Source organism: Streptomyces sp. NPDC047028, assembly GCF_040644095.1.
In the GTDB taxonomy this organism is placed as follows: domain Bacteria; phylum Actinomycetota; class Actinomycetes; order Streptomycetales; family Streptomycetaceae; genus Streptomyces.
Genome location: NZ_JBEYVS010000042.1, coordinates 26,966 through 40,801, shown reverse-complemented (window position 1 = coordinate 40,801; position 13,836 = coordinate 26,966). Strand labels below are relative to the sequence as shown.

Sequence of the window (13,836 nt, the reverse complement as noted above, 5' to 3'; positions counted from 1 at the left end):
AGCTCTTTCAGCGTTGCCTCTCCAGGGTGAGGACGGCGGCTGCGATGGCGGTCATCCGGTTGGGACTCAGCGAGCTCTGCGGAAGATGCGCCATGACTTCAGTCGCGCGATGCTTCGTTCGACGGGTGCGCGTGCCGCCGACAGGGCCCGGTTGATCGTTCGCTGGGTCGCGGTGAGGTCTTGGTGCGGAAGGCGTCTGATCGGTGTGGTCACCCAGGAGCCGGCGCCGATGTAGGCGCGGTCGGCGAGGACGGGCACGCCTTGGCGTTCGCAGATCCGGATGATGCGGTGGGTGCGGGCTGCGGTCAGGTCGTGGGTGCGGCCGGGCAGAGCGGGCGAGATCCACAGCAGGTTGCCCGCGGGATCGGCGATGACCTGCACGTTCACGCCGTGTCGGCGGTGCTTTTGGGAGAAGTCGGCCCGGCTGTCGCCGACCCGGTCGCACTCGGCGAGCGTTCCGTCGAGCAGGACGTGATCGGGATCGGCTTCCCGCAGGACCCGCAGTAGGCCGGGCGCCCGGCGTGCGAGGTGGCCGACGAAGGCGGTGACGTAGGCGTGGGCGGTGCCGACGGATATTCCGAACCCGGCGGCGATCTGCGTGAGCGGGTCGTGTCGGCGGAGGTAGATCAGGGCGACGAGAGCACGCTGGTGCGGCCGGAGCTTGCAGCGGCGGTCACCCTCACGGGTGACGATGAGCATGGTTACCCACTCGACCAGGGCGTGAGGCACGTCGAGTGAGGCAGGATAGGGAACCAACGAGGCTCCTGCGCTGATGAGTTGAGACGTCGAACACCTCTCTCAACGGCACAGGAGCTTCGTGCGTTGCGGGACGCCGGCCAGCCACCCGATCAGTGGCCACTCTGAAAGAGCTCACTGAGCTTCCGAATCATTGAGCTTCCGAGGAACGGGCGCTATTTTGGTCGTGTGACTAATTTGGTCGGTCGTGCAACTTCGGGGCGTGGGCTGCGCCGCCGTGAGCAGTTGACGGATGCGGGCGTCGCGCTGCTGGCCGAGGGTGGGTGGCCCGCGGTGACCACGCGGGCGGTGGCGGAGCGGGCCGGGGCACAGGTCGGGCTGATCCACTACCACTTCGGCGGCCTGGCCGGCCTGCATGAGGCCATCGCGCGGAAGGCCGGGGACGAGGTCATCACGCCGGTCCTCGACGCCCTGCTGGAGGCGCCGGAGCCGCACGCCGCCCTGGAGACGCTCCGCGAGCTGGTGCCGGCCACGACGGGCGAGGGCCGCACGCTGCGCCTGGCGGTGGAACTGATGGCGGGCGCCCTGCGCGACCCCGTGCTGGGCGAGGTCCTGCGAGACGGGCTCCGTCAGGCGCGGGTGCGGATCGGTGAGCGGCTCGCGGAGCTCTACCCGTCGTGGTCCGGGGCGAGGCGTACCGGCGCGGCCGTCGTCGTCACCGCGCTGCTGGACGGGATCGTGCTGCACCAGGTGCTGGACGCGTCGCTGCCCGTCGACGAGGCGCTGGCCGCGGTCGGCGAGCTGCTCGGCGAGCGTACGTGAGCACGAGTCCCGACCCGCGGCGGCTGCGGCATCCATCGTCCAACGACACGAAGGGCACGGGACAATGAGGGTTCTCGTCGCCGGTTCGACCGGCTATCTGGGACGGCACGTCGTCCGGGAACTGAAGAACCGCGGACACCACGTGCGGGCGCTGGTCCGCGACCCCGGCCGGCTGGAGCCGGTCCGCGACGCCGTGGACGACGTGTTCACCGCCGATGCGACCGACCGGGCCGCGCTCTCGGGCTGCTGCGACGGCATGGACGCGGTCGTGAGCACCATCGGGCTCGTGGGGAAGAAGAGCGGGCAGAGCTGCTGGGACGTGGACTACGGCGCCAACTGCAACCTCCTGGAGGAGGCCGAGCGGGCCGGGGCCGACGCGTTCGTGTACTCCTCCGTGGTCCGCGCACCGGCTCTGGAGAAGCTGCAACTCGTGCGTGCCAAGCGGGCATTCGAGCAGGAGCTGCGCAGGTCCGGTGTGGCGCACACCATCCTGTTCCCGAACGGGTTCTTCTCCGACTTCGACGAGTACCTCGACATGGCGCGCAAGGGCCGCGTCTTCGTGTTCGGTGACGGCGGCTTCCGTATCAACCCCGTCGACGGCGCCGATGTCGCCGCGGCGGCGGCCGACGCCCTCACCGGCGACGGCGGTGAGGGCGAGGTCGAGGTCGGCGGTCCCGACGTCCTCACGCACGAGCAGATCGCCCAGGAGGCCTTCCGGGCCCTGGGCACCGCCCCGCGTATCACCCACGTTCCGGCTGGGCTTCTCACAGCGGGGCTGGCCCTGATGCGTCTGCTGACGCCGTCCCGCGTCCACGCGGTCATCGAGTTCCCGCTCACCGTGCTCACCCACGACGTGGTCTCCCCGGCCACCGGGCGGCACCGCCTCGCCGACTACTACCGGCAGGCGGTGGAGCTCGGCGTCTCCTGACGGCGGGTCAGTGCTCGCGGTAGGTGGCGTGGTCGAAGTCGGCATAGGCGCCGTCGGCGGCGATGTCCTGGACCCAGAGGCCGAGGAAGGTCCCGGTGAAGGCGGGGCTGGCGGCGCGGCCTTCGGGGGGCTGCTTCTCGCCGGCGTGCTCGTCGGACAGGATCGTCGCGTCCAGCGGTGCCCCGAGTGCCGTCCACTCGCCTCCTGGCGGGCGGTGGTGGAAGACGACGTACGGCAGGTCGAGGGTCACCCGCAGTTCGACGGGCCCGGTGTCGGGCAGTTGGACCGTGGCGCCCTCCACCCGGTTGCCATCGTCGCAGGTGAGGACCGACAGCACTCTGCTGCCGTCGTCGTCTCGGCTGATGTAGGCGTAGTGCCAGTTGCGGGTGTCGTAGTAGGCGGTGAGGCCGGCGAGTTGCTGCGTGTCGGTGGGGTCGAAGTCGACCGGCGCTTGAAGGGAGCAGTGGAAGGAGCCGGCGCGGCGGGCGACCAGGCTGGGGGTGCGCAGGCCGCGTGGTGACTGGCCGCCGTGGACGCGCAGGTGGGAGGGGCGGGCGGTGAGGTCGGCCCAGTCCGGTGTGGCGGGGCGGCGCAGGGTGGCCCAGTGGGGGCCGAGCCTGTCGCCGTCGAAGTCGTCGCGGGCGGGCTCCTCGGGGAAGGGGTGTGCGGGCAGCCGGGGCGCGGGTGTCTGCTCGGCGGGGATGCCGCCCGCCACCCGGGGCCAGCCGTCCTCGGACCATTCCACGCGCTGGAGGGCGGTCTCCCTGCCGAGGACGCACCGGCCGAGCGGGGTGTCGGGGCGGCCGGTGAGGTGGGCCAGGTACCACTCGCCGGTCTGTGTCCGGACCAGGCTGCCGTGTCCCGCCTTCTGCAGGGTCAGGTCGGGATGGTGGCGCGAGGTGAGGGTGGGTCCGTCGGGGTCGGGTTCGTAGGGGCCGAGCAGGGTGGGCGAGCGGGCGACGGTGACCTGGTGGTCCCAGGAGGTGCCGCCCTCCGCGGTCATCAGGTAGTAGTGGCCGTGGCGGCGGTACAGGTGGGGGCCCTCGGTGACGCCCGCGCCGGTGCCGTGGAACAGCATGTGGACCTCGCCGGTGAGCCGGCCCGCGGCGCAGTCCCAGCGCTGGGCCTGGATGCCGGCGAAGGGGTCGCGGCGCGGGCGCCAGTCCCCGGTCAGCGACAGCATCCAGCAGACGCCGTCCTCGTCGTGGAAGAGGGAGGGGTCGAAGCCGCGGGCGTGCACGGGCACCGGGTCGGACCAGGGGCCGGAGGCGGTGGGGGCGGTGGTGACGTAGTTCTGGGCGTCCCACCAGCCGCCGTGGTGGTTGTCCACGCGGGTGAAGACCAGGTGGAACAGGCCGTGTGCGGACGACAGGCAGGGCGCCCACACGCCGCCGGAGTCCGGGACGCCGGACAGGTCCAGCAGCCGGCGTTCGTCCAGTGCTCCGGGCAGGGGGCGCCAGTGGACCAGGTCGCGTGAGTGGTGGACGCGCACGCCGGGGTGCCATTCGAAGGTGGAGGTGGCGAGGTAGTAGTCGTCGCCGACGCGCAGGATCGACGGGTCGGGGTGGAAGCCGGGCAGGACGGGGTTGGTGATCGTCCCGGACCGGTGCGCCGGGGGTACTGAGGAGGCGGTGGCGGCCGTGGTGGCTCCGGTGGTCATGGGTGCCTTTCCGAGTGGCGGGGGTTACTTGCCGAAGCCGGCGGTCAGTCCGCTGAGCAGGTGGCGGCGGCCGACGAGGTAGGCGGCGAGCAGCGGCAGCAGGGACAGGACGACGGCGGCCATGGTGGCGGGGACGTTAATGCCTCCCTGCTGGCCCTGGTAGTTCCACAGGCCCAGGGTCACGGTGCGGTGGGCCTCGCTCTGAGTGAGGACCAGCGGGAAGATGAAGCCGTTCCAGGCACCGAGCGCGGTGTAGATGCCGACGGTGACCAGGCCGGGCCGGGTCAGGGGCAGCACCAGGGAGCGCAGGACGTGGGTGGCGTTCGCGCCGTCCACGGTCATCGCCTCGTACAGCTCGCCGGGGATGTCCCGCATGGTGGAGGTGAGGACGAGGATCGCCATCGGCAGGGAGAACGCGGCGGTCGGCAGGACGACCGCGGTGAGCGTGTCGTAGGCGTGCAGCCGGGTGATCAGCAGGTAGACCGGCACGATGGTGGCCTGCGCGGGGATCGCCAGGCCCATCAGCATCACTGAGAAGCCGGCCGTGACGAACCGGCTGCGGCTGCGGACGACGGCGTACGCCGCCGGGAGCGCCAGGGCGAGCACCAGCGCGACGGTGGCCGCCGTGACCAGGACGCTGTTCCACAGGTAGCCGGCGAAGCCGGAGTCCAGGACCGTGCGGTAGTTGGACAGCACCACGTGGTGCGGTACGGACAGCGGTCCCGCGTCCAGGTAGTCGCTCTTCTCGCGCAGGCTGGAGGCCAGGACGTAGTACAGGGGCACCGCCACGATCACCAGCCAGGCGGCGGCTCCGAGGCCGCCGAGCCAGTCCGGGCGCCCGTGCAGGCGGCTGCGGCCGGGGGGGCGGGCGAGCGGGAGGCGCGGTCGGGGTGCCGCTGCGCGCGGGCCGCCTCGGGAGCCGGTCCCGGTGGCCTGTCCGGTGGCGGCGAGGGTCTTGGCGCTCATCACAGTCCTTCCCGCCGGCTGGTCATGCGCCAAAAGCCGGTGACGCGGACGACCAGCAGGGACAGGGTGGTGCCGGCGACGAGCAGGAGGACGGCGAGGACGGCCGCGTAGCCCATGTCGAAGCTGCTGAAGCCGGTCAGGTACATGTGCAGGGGCAGGATGCGGGTGGAGGTTCCGGGGCCGCCGTTGGTGAGGATCAGCACGATGTCGAAGTAGGTGAGGGAGCCGACCAGCATGAGCACCGAGGAGGTGACGACGGTGTGGCGCAGCTGGGGCAGGGTGACGGAGAGGAACTGCCTCCATCGTCCGGCGCCGTCGATGGTGGCGGCCTCGTAGAGCTGGGCGGGTACCTGGCGGGCCGCTGCCTGGTAGAGCAGGGTGTGGAACGGCACGAACTGCCAGGTGACTACGGCGGTGACGGTCCACAGCGCCAGGTGGGGGTCGCCGATGAAGTTGCCGTCGTCGACGCCGAGCCAGGGGCCGATGGTGTGCGCGAGACCGAAGTTGGGGTCCAGCAGCGCGGCGAACAGCAGCGCGACCGCGGCGCTGGACATCAGCAGGGGGACGAAGAACAGGGTGCTCAGTACGGCCCGGCCGCGCTGGTGGCCGGCGCACCAGACGCCCAGCGGCAGGCAGATCAGGTTCTGCACGGCCCAGTTCACCACCGTCAGGAGCAGGGACAGGCGCAGGGACTGGCCGAGGTCCGGATCGTGCAGCAGGCGCGTCCAGTTGGCCGTACCGGCCCAGTGCGGGCTGCCCAGGCCGTTCCACCGGCAGAAGCTGAGGACGACGACTAGGGCCATGGGGGCTACGGCGAACAGGGTGAAGTAGAGGAGGGCGGGGACGGCCCAGAGGGCTCCGGGCCGTCCGTCGCCGCGTCGGAGCGCGGTGCTCACTCGGCGTCCATGGCGGAGACGAACTGCTGGGGGGTGGCCTGCTTGTTGAAGACCTTCTGGAGTTCGGTGAGCAGCTTCTGCGCGGTGGCGGGGGCCAGTGCCTGGTCCCAGGACTGGGTGAAGTTCGGGGCGTGCTCGACCAGGCCGTAGACGAAGGTGGTGTAGTCCGCGTTCGGTCCGGACTTCAGCTGGTCCTCTATGCCGGCGATGGCCGGGACCTGGCCGATGTCGATCAGGTTCCTGACGTAGGACGGCTGGGTGACGGTCCTGGTGATGAAGTCGACGGCCGCGGCCCTGTTCTTCGACTTGGCGGTGACGGAGAAGAAGTTGCAGGGGTTGCCGACGATGTTTTTCGCGTCGCCCTTGCCCTTCGGGACGGTGGGGAACGTGGTCCAGCCGAGCTTGCCCTTCTTGACGAAGTCCGGGGCGGTGGCGAGCTGGCCGGCGTACTCCCACGAGCCCATCAGCTCCATGCCGGCCCTGCCCTTCGACAGCAGGGCGTCCGCGCCGCCCGAGTCCTGGCCGACGGAGCCGTAGTTGGTGCCGAAGGCGCCGCGGTCGACCAGGGCGCGGATCATGGTGAGGGCGGTGGTCACCGCCGGGTCCTTCCAGGCGCCGGGCTTGCCGGCCTGGATGCCGGCGAATACCTGCGGGCCGCCCACCCGGTCCAGCAGGTATTCGAGCCACATCAGCTCGGTCCAGGCCTGTGAGCCGGCGAGTGCGATCGGCGTGATGTGCTCGGCCTTCATCCTGTCGATGTCGTGGAGCAGGTCCGGCCAGGTGGCGGGGGGTTCGGTGATGCCGGCCCTGGCGAAGACGTCCTTGTTGTAGAAGAGAGCGACCGGCTGGACGCCCTCCATCGGCACGCCGTAGGTCTTGCCGTCGATGGTGCCCCCGGCCATGACGCTGGGCAGGAACTTGTTCTTGAAGGACGCGTCGAGGTCGGTGCCGAGATCGGCGACGTTGCCGGACCTGACGTAGGTCGTCAGGTTGCCGCCGCCCCAGTTGAGGAAGACGTCCGGGGCGTTGGGCGAGCCGAGTGCGGTCTGCAGTTTCTGCTTGTAGGGGTCGTTGACGAAGAACTGGATCGACGCCTCGGCGTCCTCGGAGGAGGCGTTGAAGGCGCTGACGGTCTTCCGCTGCACCGGGTTCAGCGCGGTGTCCTGCAAGGCCCACACCGTCACCTTGCCGGAGCCGCCGCCGCTGGCGCCGGGGCCGCTGCTGCCGCAGGCGGTGGCCGTGGCCGCCAGGGCGGTCGCGGTCGCCAGCGCGGTGGTGAATCTGAGGGTCAGGGCACGGTTCATCGTGGAACACGCTCCTCCGGGAGCCGAAAGTCCACGGCTCCGATTGACCGAAAGTTTCGATAGTTTCTGGTGGAGGAACGTAGGGTTTAACCTCATCGACGTCAACGCGGCAGCAGGTAACGGTGCGGTCACGGGCGCTGGACCGGGCGTGGCTTCGGAGGGCGGGCCTGGCGGAGCCCTGGGAACCGGGGTGAGAGGGGCCGGAAACAGAAAGCGCTCCGGCGGCGTCCTTTACGCTGTCCGCGACCGTCCGACAGCAGCGAGGTGACCGTGGTCGACAGCGACCGCCCCACAGTGTCCGAGCGGGCCGACGCCCGTGGCCGCGTGACGATCGCGGAGATCGCCCGCGAGGCGGGAGTGTCGGTGGCCACCGTCTCCAAGGTCCTCAACGGCCACGCCCATGTCGCCGACGGCACGCGCCAGAAGGTCGAGGCGCTGCTGGAGAGCCACAACTACCTGCGCCGGCGCAGCCGCCCCACCCGCACCGTCGGACTGGTCGACCTCGTCCTCAACGAACTCGACAGTCCCTGGGCGGTGGAGGTGATCCGCGGGGCGGAGGAGACCGCCGCCCAGCACGGCAGCGGCCTCGTCGTCTCCGCCGTGCACGGCCGGCCCGCCGACACCCTGCGCTGGCTGGACAACCTCACCCGGCGCGGCAGCGACGGAGTGATCCTCGCCGTGACCGCCCTGACCAAGGGCCAGCGGCGCAAGGTCCAGGAACTCGGCGTCCCGCTGGTCGTCGTCGATCCCGTGGGCAACCCCGACCCCACGATCCCCTCCGTCGGCGCGACCAACTGGCACGGCGGGCTGGCCGCGACCCAGCACCTGATCGAACTCGGCCACCGCAGGATCGGGATCATCACCGGCCCCGAGGACGTGCTCAGCGCCCGCGCCCGCCTCGACGGCTACCGCGCGGCGCTGGAGAGCGCCGGGATCGACGTCGACCCGGTGCTGGAGGTTCGCGGCGACTTCCACCACGGGACCGGTTTCGACGGCGCCCGCCACCTGTTCGCGCTGCCCGAGCCGCCCACCGCCGTCTTCGCCAGCAGCGACCTGCAGGCACTGGGCGCGTACGACGCCGCACGCAGCGCCGAGTTGCAGGTCGGGCGGGACCTCAGCATCGTCGGTTTCGACGACCTTCCCATCGCCTCCTGGGCGTCGCCGCCGCTGACCACCGTCCGCCAGCCGCTGAGTGACATGGCCGCCATGGCCGCCCGCATCGTGATGCAGGGCGTGGACAACGTCCTGACCGGCGGTATGCGCCGCATCGAGCTGGCGACGGTGCTCGTCGAACGCGAGAGCACGGGGCGGCCGCCGGCTCGTTAGGTCCGGCGGCCATGGTTCGGTGTGCTGCTCCAGTCTCGGCTGGTCAGCCCTCCGTGCCCGGCGACCAGCCCGGCGGTCCGAACACGTACCCGGCGCGGTCGCGCCAGCGGCGGGCCGCGCGGACGTCGCACCAGGCGGCCGCGTACTCGTGGAAGGCGACGCGCAGCGGGTTGTAGGTGCCGATGTTCTTCGTCAGCCCGAAGACCACCCGCTCCCCCTCGGGCTGGAACGTGCCGAACAGCCGGTCCCAGACGATGAGGATGCCGCCGTAGTTGCGGTCCAGGTACACGTTGTTGGAGCCGTGGTGGACGCGGTGGTGGGAGGGCGTGTTGAAGACCCACTCCACCGGCCGCCACAGCTTGTCGACCCGTTCGGTGTGCAGGAAGAACTGGTAGACCAGGCTGACCGACTGCTCCAGCAGGATCATCCACGGCGGGACGCCGAGCAGGGCCAGCGGCAGCCAGAACGGCAGGCCCGTCATCGGTGTCCAGCTCTGGCGCAGCGCGGTGGAGAGGTTGAAGCGGACGCTGGAGTGATGCACGACGTGGCTCGCCCACAGCACCCGTACCCGGTGGTGGGCGCGGTGGAAGGCGTAGTACGCCAGGTCGTCGGCGAAGAACAGCAGCACCCACGTCCACGGTGAGGACGGCGACAGCTGCCAGGGGGCGACGGCGAACAGGGCCGCGTACAGCAGGATCGTCACCGCCTTCCACGGCAGGGCGATGACCTGGCTGCCGGCGCCCATGGACATGCTGGTCGCGGTGTCGCGCAGTTCGTAGCCGCGCTCGTCGTCGTCCGGCAGGAAGCGGTACGACAGCGCCTCGACGACGACCAGGAGCACGAACGCGGGTATCGCGTAGAACACGGCGGGGAGCACGTCAGCGCACCGTCCTCTCGGTCGTCTTTGCCGTCGAAGTCGGCGGCGTCGTCGAAGTCGCCGTCGTCGGCGCCGCCGGGGATGTCGCCGTCGCCGGTACGCTGCGTGACAGCAGCTCGCGTGCCAGGTCCTCGGCGGCGCGAGCCTCGCGGGCCGCGATGTGCGCCGCGAGCCGCACATGGGCCTCGACGTCGAGGAGTTCGGCGGCCCGCAGGTCGTCGGGGACGTCGGCGACAGGAAGGGCTCCGCCCACCAGGCTGTTGAACGCGAGCAGATAGGCCAGGTTCCCCGAGCCCTCCACGATCAGCCGCCACCAGGCGACGTCCGCGGCGTCGAGGCCGGTCAGGTCGGGCCCGCTGTCCGCGTACCTCTCCGCGGCCCTGACGATGTCCTCGGCGTCCTCCTCGGAACAGCGCACCGCGCACAGGCGGGCCGCGTCCGCACCGACGCAGGCCCGCATCTCCAGGGCGTCCCGGGCGAGGTCCTTCGGCGAGGGTCCGGTGTCCGCGGTGGCGATGCCCACGGCCAGATCGAGACCGGCGGTGCGCCGCCAGTCCAGGACGAGCGTGCGGCCGCCGTGGCTGACGTCGACCAGCCGGGCCTGCTGGAGCCGTTTCACGGCCTCCCTTACGGCGTGACGGTTCACTCCGAACTCGGTGGACAGGTCCCGTTCGGCGGTGAGCGCGGAGCCCGGCGGCAGTTCGCCGCCGAGGATGCGGTCCCGCAGCAGCGCGAAGAGCTGGTCGGAGACCGCCGCACGCCGCAGTTGTGGTCGCCCGGTCATGGTGATGAGGGTGGACCGCGCCGAGCAACTGGTCAACTGGTTGGACCAGATGACTTCAGCGCTTCGCGGGAAAGGGCGGGAAGAACGAGGAAGAACCATCACCTTGACGTGGCTTGATCTCACCGGTTTACTCCGGTGGCACGCGAGGTCGGTGCACCCGCGTGAGAGGCACGCTCAGCCGGTATCAGACCGCTGTTGTCCCAGCCCGGACCAAGTCGCCAGGCCCTGAAGGAGCCGAGGCGGAGACGTGCCCCCGTAGCAAGGAGCTCATCCATGAGCTGTCTGCCCAGAGGCCGGTTCCGTACCGGCCTCGCCATGGTGGCCGCCGCGGCCGCGGCCCTCCCTCTCGCCCTCCTCGGTCCTACCGCACAGGCCGCTGCCTCCCCCGTTCCGCCGCCGGCGGCAGCGGGGTTCGACTACCAGATCGGCGGCGGCTACACACTGCCGGCCGGTGTCACCGTCGTCAGCCGCGACCACAACGACTCGCCGGCGAACGGCGCGTACAACATCTGCTACATCAACGCGTTCCAGACGCAGGACCCCAGCGCGGCCGAGGACACCCCGAGCAGCTGGCCGCAGGACCTCCTGGTCCATGACGGCGGCTCCGTGCTGATGGACCCCGACTGGAACGAGGCGCTCCTGGACATCAGCACCGCGGCGAACCGCACCGCGATCGCCACCAGGATCGAGAAGCACATCGACCAGTGCGCGACGAAGGGGTTCGACGCCCTCGAACTCGACAACTACGACAGCTACACCCGCAGCAACGGTCACCTGACGGACAGTCAGGCCCAGACGTACATCAAGATGCTGTCGGCCTACGGCCACGGCAAGGGCCTCGCCGTCGCACAGAAGAACACCGTCGAACTGGCCCCCAACCGGGTCGCGAACGGCCTCGACTTCGCCATCGCGGAGGAGTGCGGCGTCCAGAGCCCGCCCGAATGCGACCAGTACATCCAGTACTTCGGCAACCACGTCATCTTCATCGAGTACACCGACGGAGGACTGGACTACGACTGCCAGTACAACGGTCAGGCCAGCATCGTCGAGCGCGACACCGACGTCGTCACGCCCGGCACGAGCGGCTACGTCCGCAGGACCTGCCCCGGTGGCAACGGCAACGACACGCAGGCACCGAGCACGCCGACGGGGCTGAAGGCGACGGGCGCGACGGGCAGCAGCGTCTCCCTGGCGTGGCAGGCGTCGACGGACAACGTCGCGGTGACCGGCTACGACGTCTACCGCGGCGGTCAGAAGGTGGGCACGGCCGCGGGGACCTCGTACACCGACGGGGGACTCACGGCGTCCACGACGTACCAGTACTACGTGAAGGCACGGGACGCGGCCGGGAACACGTCGGCGGCGTCGGACACGGTCAGCAAGGCGACGACGTCCGGCGGCGGTTCGGGTGGTCTCATCACCTCCGGTCTGTCCGTGGCGAACGGGTACTCCGCGGACTACTGCCTCGGTGTGTCCGGCTCCGGTCCGAAGGTGGCGCTCGTCCCGTGTGACGCGTCGTCGTCGCAGCAGCGGTGGACCTACGACTCGGCCGGCCAGACGATCAAGAACCAGGGTCTGTGTCTGGACGTCGCCAAGAGGGGCACCGCCAACGGCAGCCTGGTGGAGGTGTACAGCTGCAACGGCGGTTCCAACCAGAAGTGGACGTACGACTCCGGCAAGCAGCAGGTGGTCGGCGTCGGCTCCGGCCGCTGCCTCGACGACCCGGCGTTCGCCACCAACGGCCGGCAGGCGGACATCTGGGACTGCAACGGCGGCAAGAACCAGATGTGGGTTCTTCCGTAGCTTTCCCGTGGCTTCCGTAGCTTCGGTAGCTTCCGTAGTTCGGTAGCTTCCGTAGGCCGACGCGCCCCCCGTCCGGTCCGTTCGTTCGCGGGCCGGACGGGGGGCGCCGCGTTCCGCGGGGGCAGACATGGCTGCCCCTTGGCCGGAACATCCAGGCAGGATCGCCTTCCCCGCCTCTGTCAGGCTCGGTCCCGGCCGACCACGAGAGCGACGGACGCCCGGTACCGACGGACGTCTCCTTCGCCCAACCGACGAGGTTTCCCTTGAAGCGGGCCCCACGCCGCAGCCGGCTCCTGACCGTCTGCGTTTCCGTCCTGTTCCTCACGAGCTGCGCCCAGGGGGCCGCCCACGACACTAAGACCGGACGCGCGGTCCTGAGCATCAGTGCGCACGGCGCCGGCCCGCCGACGGTCCAAACCCCTGGCATGCCGAAGGTCCACACCCGATCCTGCAATACGGGCAAAGCCGCGATCCACACGGCTCCGGCCGGCCTCCACGATCGGTTCGGTGGTTCGAAGGCCGGCGGCAAGAGTGCGGTGACGGCGGCGTCGTGGCGGGTGAAGCCGCTTCCGGACGCGCGCCCCTCGGTCGGCTCCCTCTCCCTCGACCGCCGGAACAGCGGACGCAGGCTGCACATCGGTTTCGCCGCCGACCTGCCCATGTTCGGCGGCAGACGGGGCCTCGCCCGGGAGACGAAGGTCGAGGGCTTCCTGGACATGGCCCCCGAGGTGGCCTTCTCCTACGACGGGCACGGATCGGCCGACCCGGCTGCCGCCACCGCCGCCGTCAGGGTGACCGGCCGGTACAAGGCGGGCTGGCACGTCAAGGGGCCCGTGGCCGGCCCTCGTCTGCGCTTCCGTGTCCCCATCGCGATGCTGGCGGCCTACCCCGTCGTCATAGCCGGCACGGTCCCGGTGGTCATCGCGCTGAAACTGAGGCTGGTCCTGGAGGTGCGGGTGGACGGCCGGATGACGATGGACGTCCAGGAGGCCGGCGGGGGGACCGTGCGCGCCGGCACCCGGTACACGAGGGCGGCCGGCTGGCAGCCCGACAACGGCGTCGACGCCGGGCCCCTGCCGGGCGGCACGGCCAAGGTCTCCGGTGAGGGAGCGCTTCGGCTGATGCTCGGCCCCGAGCTGAGTGTCGCGCTCTACGACGCCGTGGGCGTCGACGCGTTCGCCGGGCCGTATCTGCGCATCACGGCCGCCGGCCTCCGGCCGGCCACCAAGGACGGCGGCCAACCGACCGGAGACCCACGGCTGTACGGCGGCGTGACGCTGGAGACCTCCGTCTTCGCCGGGTCGCCCGCGAAAGTGCTCGGCATCCGGCTGCGGAAGCGCGTCGTCTTTCCGGTCATCACCCGGGAGTGGCCCATCAGCCCTGCCCGGTGACCGGCTCGTGGCGGTGCGCCCCAAGGGGATTCGGCCGTGGCCTCAGCCGTGCAGGATGCGGCCCGACCTGTCGGTGCGGTCCTTGCTGACCAGGAAGAGGATGCCGTCGATCAGGGCCCATACGCCCAGGCCGCCGAAGGTGAGGAGCTGGGCGATGCCGACGCCCACGGAGCCGACGTAGAAGCGGCCCGCGCCAAGGAATCCGAGCAGGATCTGCAGGACCCCTGCGACGATCTTCGACTTGTCGGAGTACGGGCGGCCCTGCGGGTCGAATCCGTACGGCGCTTCGGCGTGACGGGACATGGTGGTGCTCCAGGGATGCGGGGATGGTGACGGGGACGATCGGTTCGGGAGGGAACTCCCGGGAAGGGACGACGACGCGC

The 13,836-nt window shown here is 70.7% G+C and carries 12 protein-coding genes and 1 pseudogene; 5 read left to right on the top strand and 8 right to left on the bottom strand.

Going from position 1 to position 13,836, the window contains the following annotated elements; translation table 11 throughout:
- Positions 1-7: 7 nt before the first annotated feature.
- Positions 8-756 (bottom strand): annotated as a pseudogene (locus ABZ854_RS29900) (transposase family protein).
- Positions 757-924: 168 nt separating this feature from the next.
- Here ABZ854_RS29900 and ABZ854_RS29895 point away from each other — a divergent pair.
- Positions 925-1,518: a TetR/AcrR family transcriptional regulator gene (locus ABZ854_RS29895; protein ID WP_361216831.1), complete on the top strand. Its 594-nt coding sequence runs from the start codon at positions 925-927 to the stop codon at positions 1,516-1,518.
- A 64-nt stretch (positions 1,519-1,582) separates the two neighbouring features.
- Positions 1,583-2,446 carry an SDR family oxidoreductase gene (locus ABZ854_RS29890; protein WP_361216828.1) on the top strand — a complete coding sequence of 288 codons (864 nt, stop codon included), beginning with the start codon at positions 1,583-1,585 and terminating at the stop codon, positions 2,444-2,446.
- Between the two features lie 7 nt (positions 2,447-2,453).
- Here ABZ854_RS29890 and ABZ854_RS29885 read toward each other — a convergent pair whose 3' ends face one another.
- Genes ABZ854_RS29885 through ABZ854_RS29870 form a run of 4 tightly spaced genes read right to left on the bottom strand, consistent with a single transcriptional unit; the run spans position 2,454 to position 7,272 of the window.
- On the bottom strand, positions 2,454-4,106 hold the full coding sequence (locus ABZ854_RS29885) for a glycoside hydrolase family 43 protein (protein WP_361216825.1): 1,653 nt from the start codon (positions 4,104-4,106) through the stop codon (positions 2,454-2,456).
- Between the two features lie 24 nt (positions 4,107-4,130).
- The gene (locus tag ABZ854_RS29880) at positions 4,131-5,072 is read right to left on the bottom strand and encodes a carbohydrate ABC transporter permease (protein ID WP_361216822.1); all 942 of its coding nucleotides are present in this window, start codon (positions 5,070-5,072) and stop codon (positions 4,131-4,133) included.
- The gene (locus ABZ854_RS29875; protein ID WP_361216819.1) at positions 5,072-5,968 is read right to left on the bottom strand and encodes a sugar ABC transporter permease; all 897 of its coding nucleotides are present in this window, start codon (positions 5,966-5,968) and stop codon (positions 5,072-5,074) included. The genes ABZ854_RS29880 and ABZ854_RS29875 overlap by 1 nt, the downstream gene beginning before the upstream one ends.
- Positions 5,965-7,272, bottom strand: a complete 1,308-nt coding sequence (locus ABZ854_RS29870; RefSeq protein WP_361216816.1) for an extracellular solute-binding protein — start codon at positions 7,270-7,272, stop codon at positions 5,965-5,967. Before ABZ854_RS29870 ends, ABZ854_RS29875 begins: the two co-directional genes overlap by 4 nt.
- 270 nt (positions 7,273-7,542) lie before the next feature.
- On the opposite strand from ABZ854_RS29870, the gene ABZ854_RS29865 reads away from it, so the two are divergent.
- Complete coding sequence (locus ABZ854_RS29865; protein WP_361216813.1) at positions 7,543-8,598, top strand: LacI family DNA-binding transcriptional regulator; 1,056 nt, start codon at positions 7,543-7,545, stop codon at positions 8,596-8,598.
- 43 nt (positions 8,599-8,641) lie between these two features.
- Here the strand turns inward: ABZ854_RS29865 and ABZ854_RS29860 are convergent, their stop codons facing one another.
- Positions 8,642-9,475: a sterol desaturase family protein gene (locus ABZ854_RS29860; protein ID WP_361216811.1), complete on the bottom strand. Its 834-nt coding sequence runs from the start codon at positions 9,473-9,475 to the stop codon at positions 8,642-8,644.
- A gap of 1 nt (position 9,476) precedes the next feature.
- The gene (locus tag ABZ854_RS29855; RefSeq protein ID WP_361216808.1) at positions 9,477-10,259 is read right to left on the bottom strand and encodes a GntR family transcriptional regulator; all 783 of its coding nucleotides are present in this window, start codon (positions 10,257-10,259) and stop codon (positions 9,477-9,479) included.
- 273 nt (positions 10,260-10,532) lie between these two features.
- Between ABZ854_RS29855 and ABZ854_RS29850 the strand changes: the two genes are divergently transcribed.
- Both ABZ854_RS29850 and ABZ854_RS29845 read left to right on the top strand, forming a co-directional pair.
- A complete protein-coding gene (locus ABZ854_RS29850; protein ID WP_361216805.1) occupies positions 10,533-12,062 on the top strand; it encodes an endo alpha-1,4 polygalactosaminidase in 1,530 nt (509 codons plus the stop codon).
- A 425-nt stretch (positions 12,063-12,487) separates the two neighbouring features.
- Positions 12,488-13,453 (top strand): hypothetical protein, encoded by a 966-nt coding sequence (locus ABZ854_RS29845; protein ID WP_361216802.1) that lies wholly within the window; start codon positions 12,488-12,490, stop codon positions 13,451-13,453.
- A gap of 42 nt (positions 13,454-13,495) precedes the next feature.
- Here ABZ854_RS29845 and ABZ854_RS29840 read toward each other — a convergent pair whose 3' ends face one another.
- Entirely contained in the window at positions 13,496-13,756 is a 261-nt protein-coding gene (locus ABZ854_RS29840; RefSeq protein WP_361216799.1) for a TM2 domain-containing protein, read from the bottom strand.
- Between the last annotated feature and the right edge of the window lie 80 nt (positions 13,757-13,836).

Coding starts and splice junctions, on each gene's coding strand:
- ABZ854_RS29890 (WP_361216828.1), top strand. CDS start 1,583: ATGAGGGTTCTCGTCGCCGGTTCGACCGGCTATCTGGGACGGCACGTC.
- ABZ854_RS29885 (WP_361216825.1), bottom strand. CDS start 4,106: ATGACCACCGGAGCCACCACGGCCGCCACCGCCTCCTCAGTACCCCCG.
- ABZ854_RS29880 (WP_361216822.1), bottom strand. CDS start 5,072: ATGAGCGCCAAGACCCTCGCCGCCACCGGACAGGCCACCGGGACCGGC.
- ABZ854_RS29870 (WP_361216816.1), bottom strand. CDS start 7,272: ATGAACCGTGCCCTGACCCTCAGATTCACCACCGCGCTGGCGACCGCG.
- ABZ854_RS29855 (WP_361216808.1), bottom strand. CDS start 10,259: ATGACCGGGCGACCACAACTGCGGCGTGCGGCGGTCTCCGACCAGCTC.
- ABZ854_RS29850 (WP_361216805.1), top strand. CDS start 10,533: ATGAGCTGTCTGCCCAGAGGCCGGTTCCGTACCGGCCTCGCCATGGTG.
- ABZ854_RS29845 (WP_361216802.1), top strand. CDS start 12,488: ATGCCGAAGGTCCACACCCGATCCTGCAATACGGGCAAAGCCGCGATC.
- ABZ854_RS29840 (WP_361216799.1), bottom strand. CDS start 13,756: ATGTCCCGTCACGCCGAAGCGCCGTACGGATTCGACCCGCAGGGCCGC.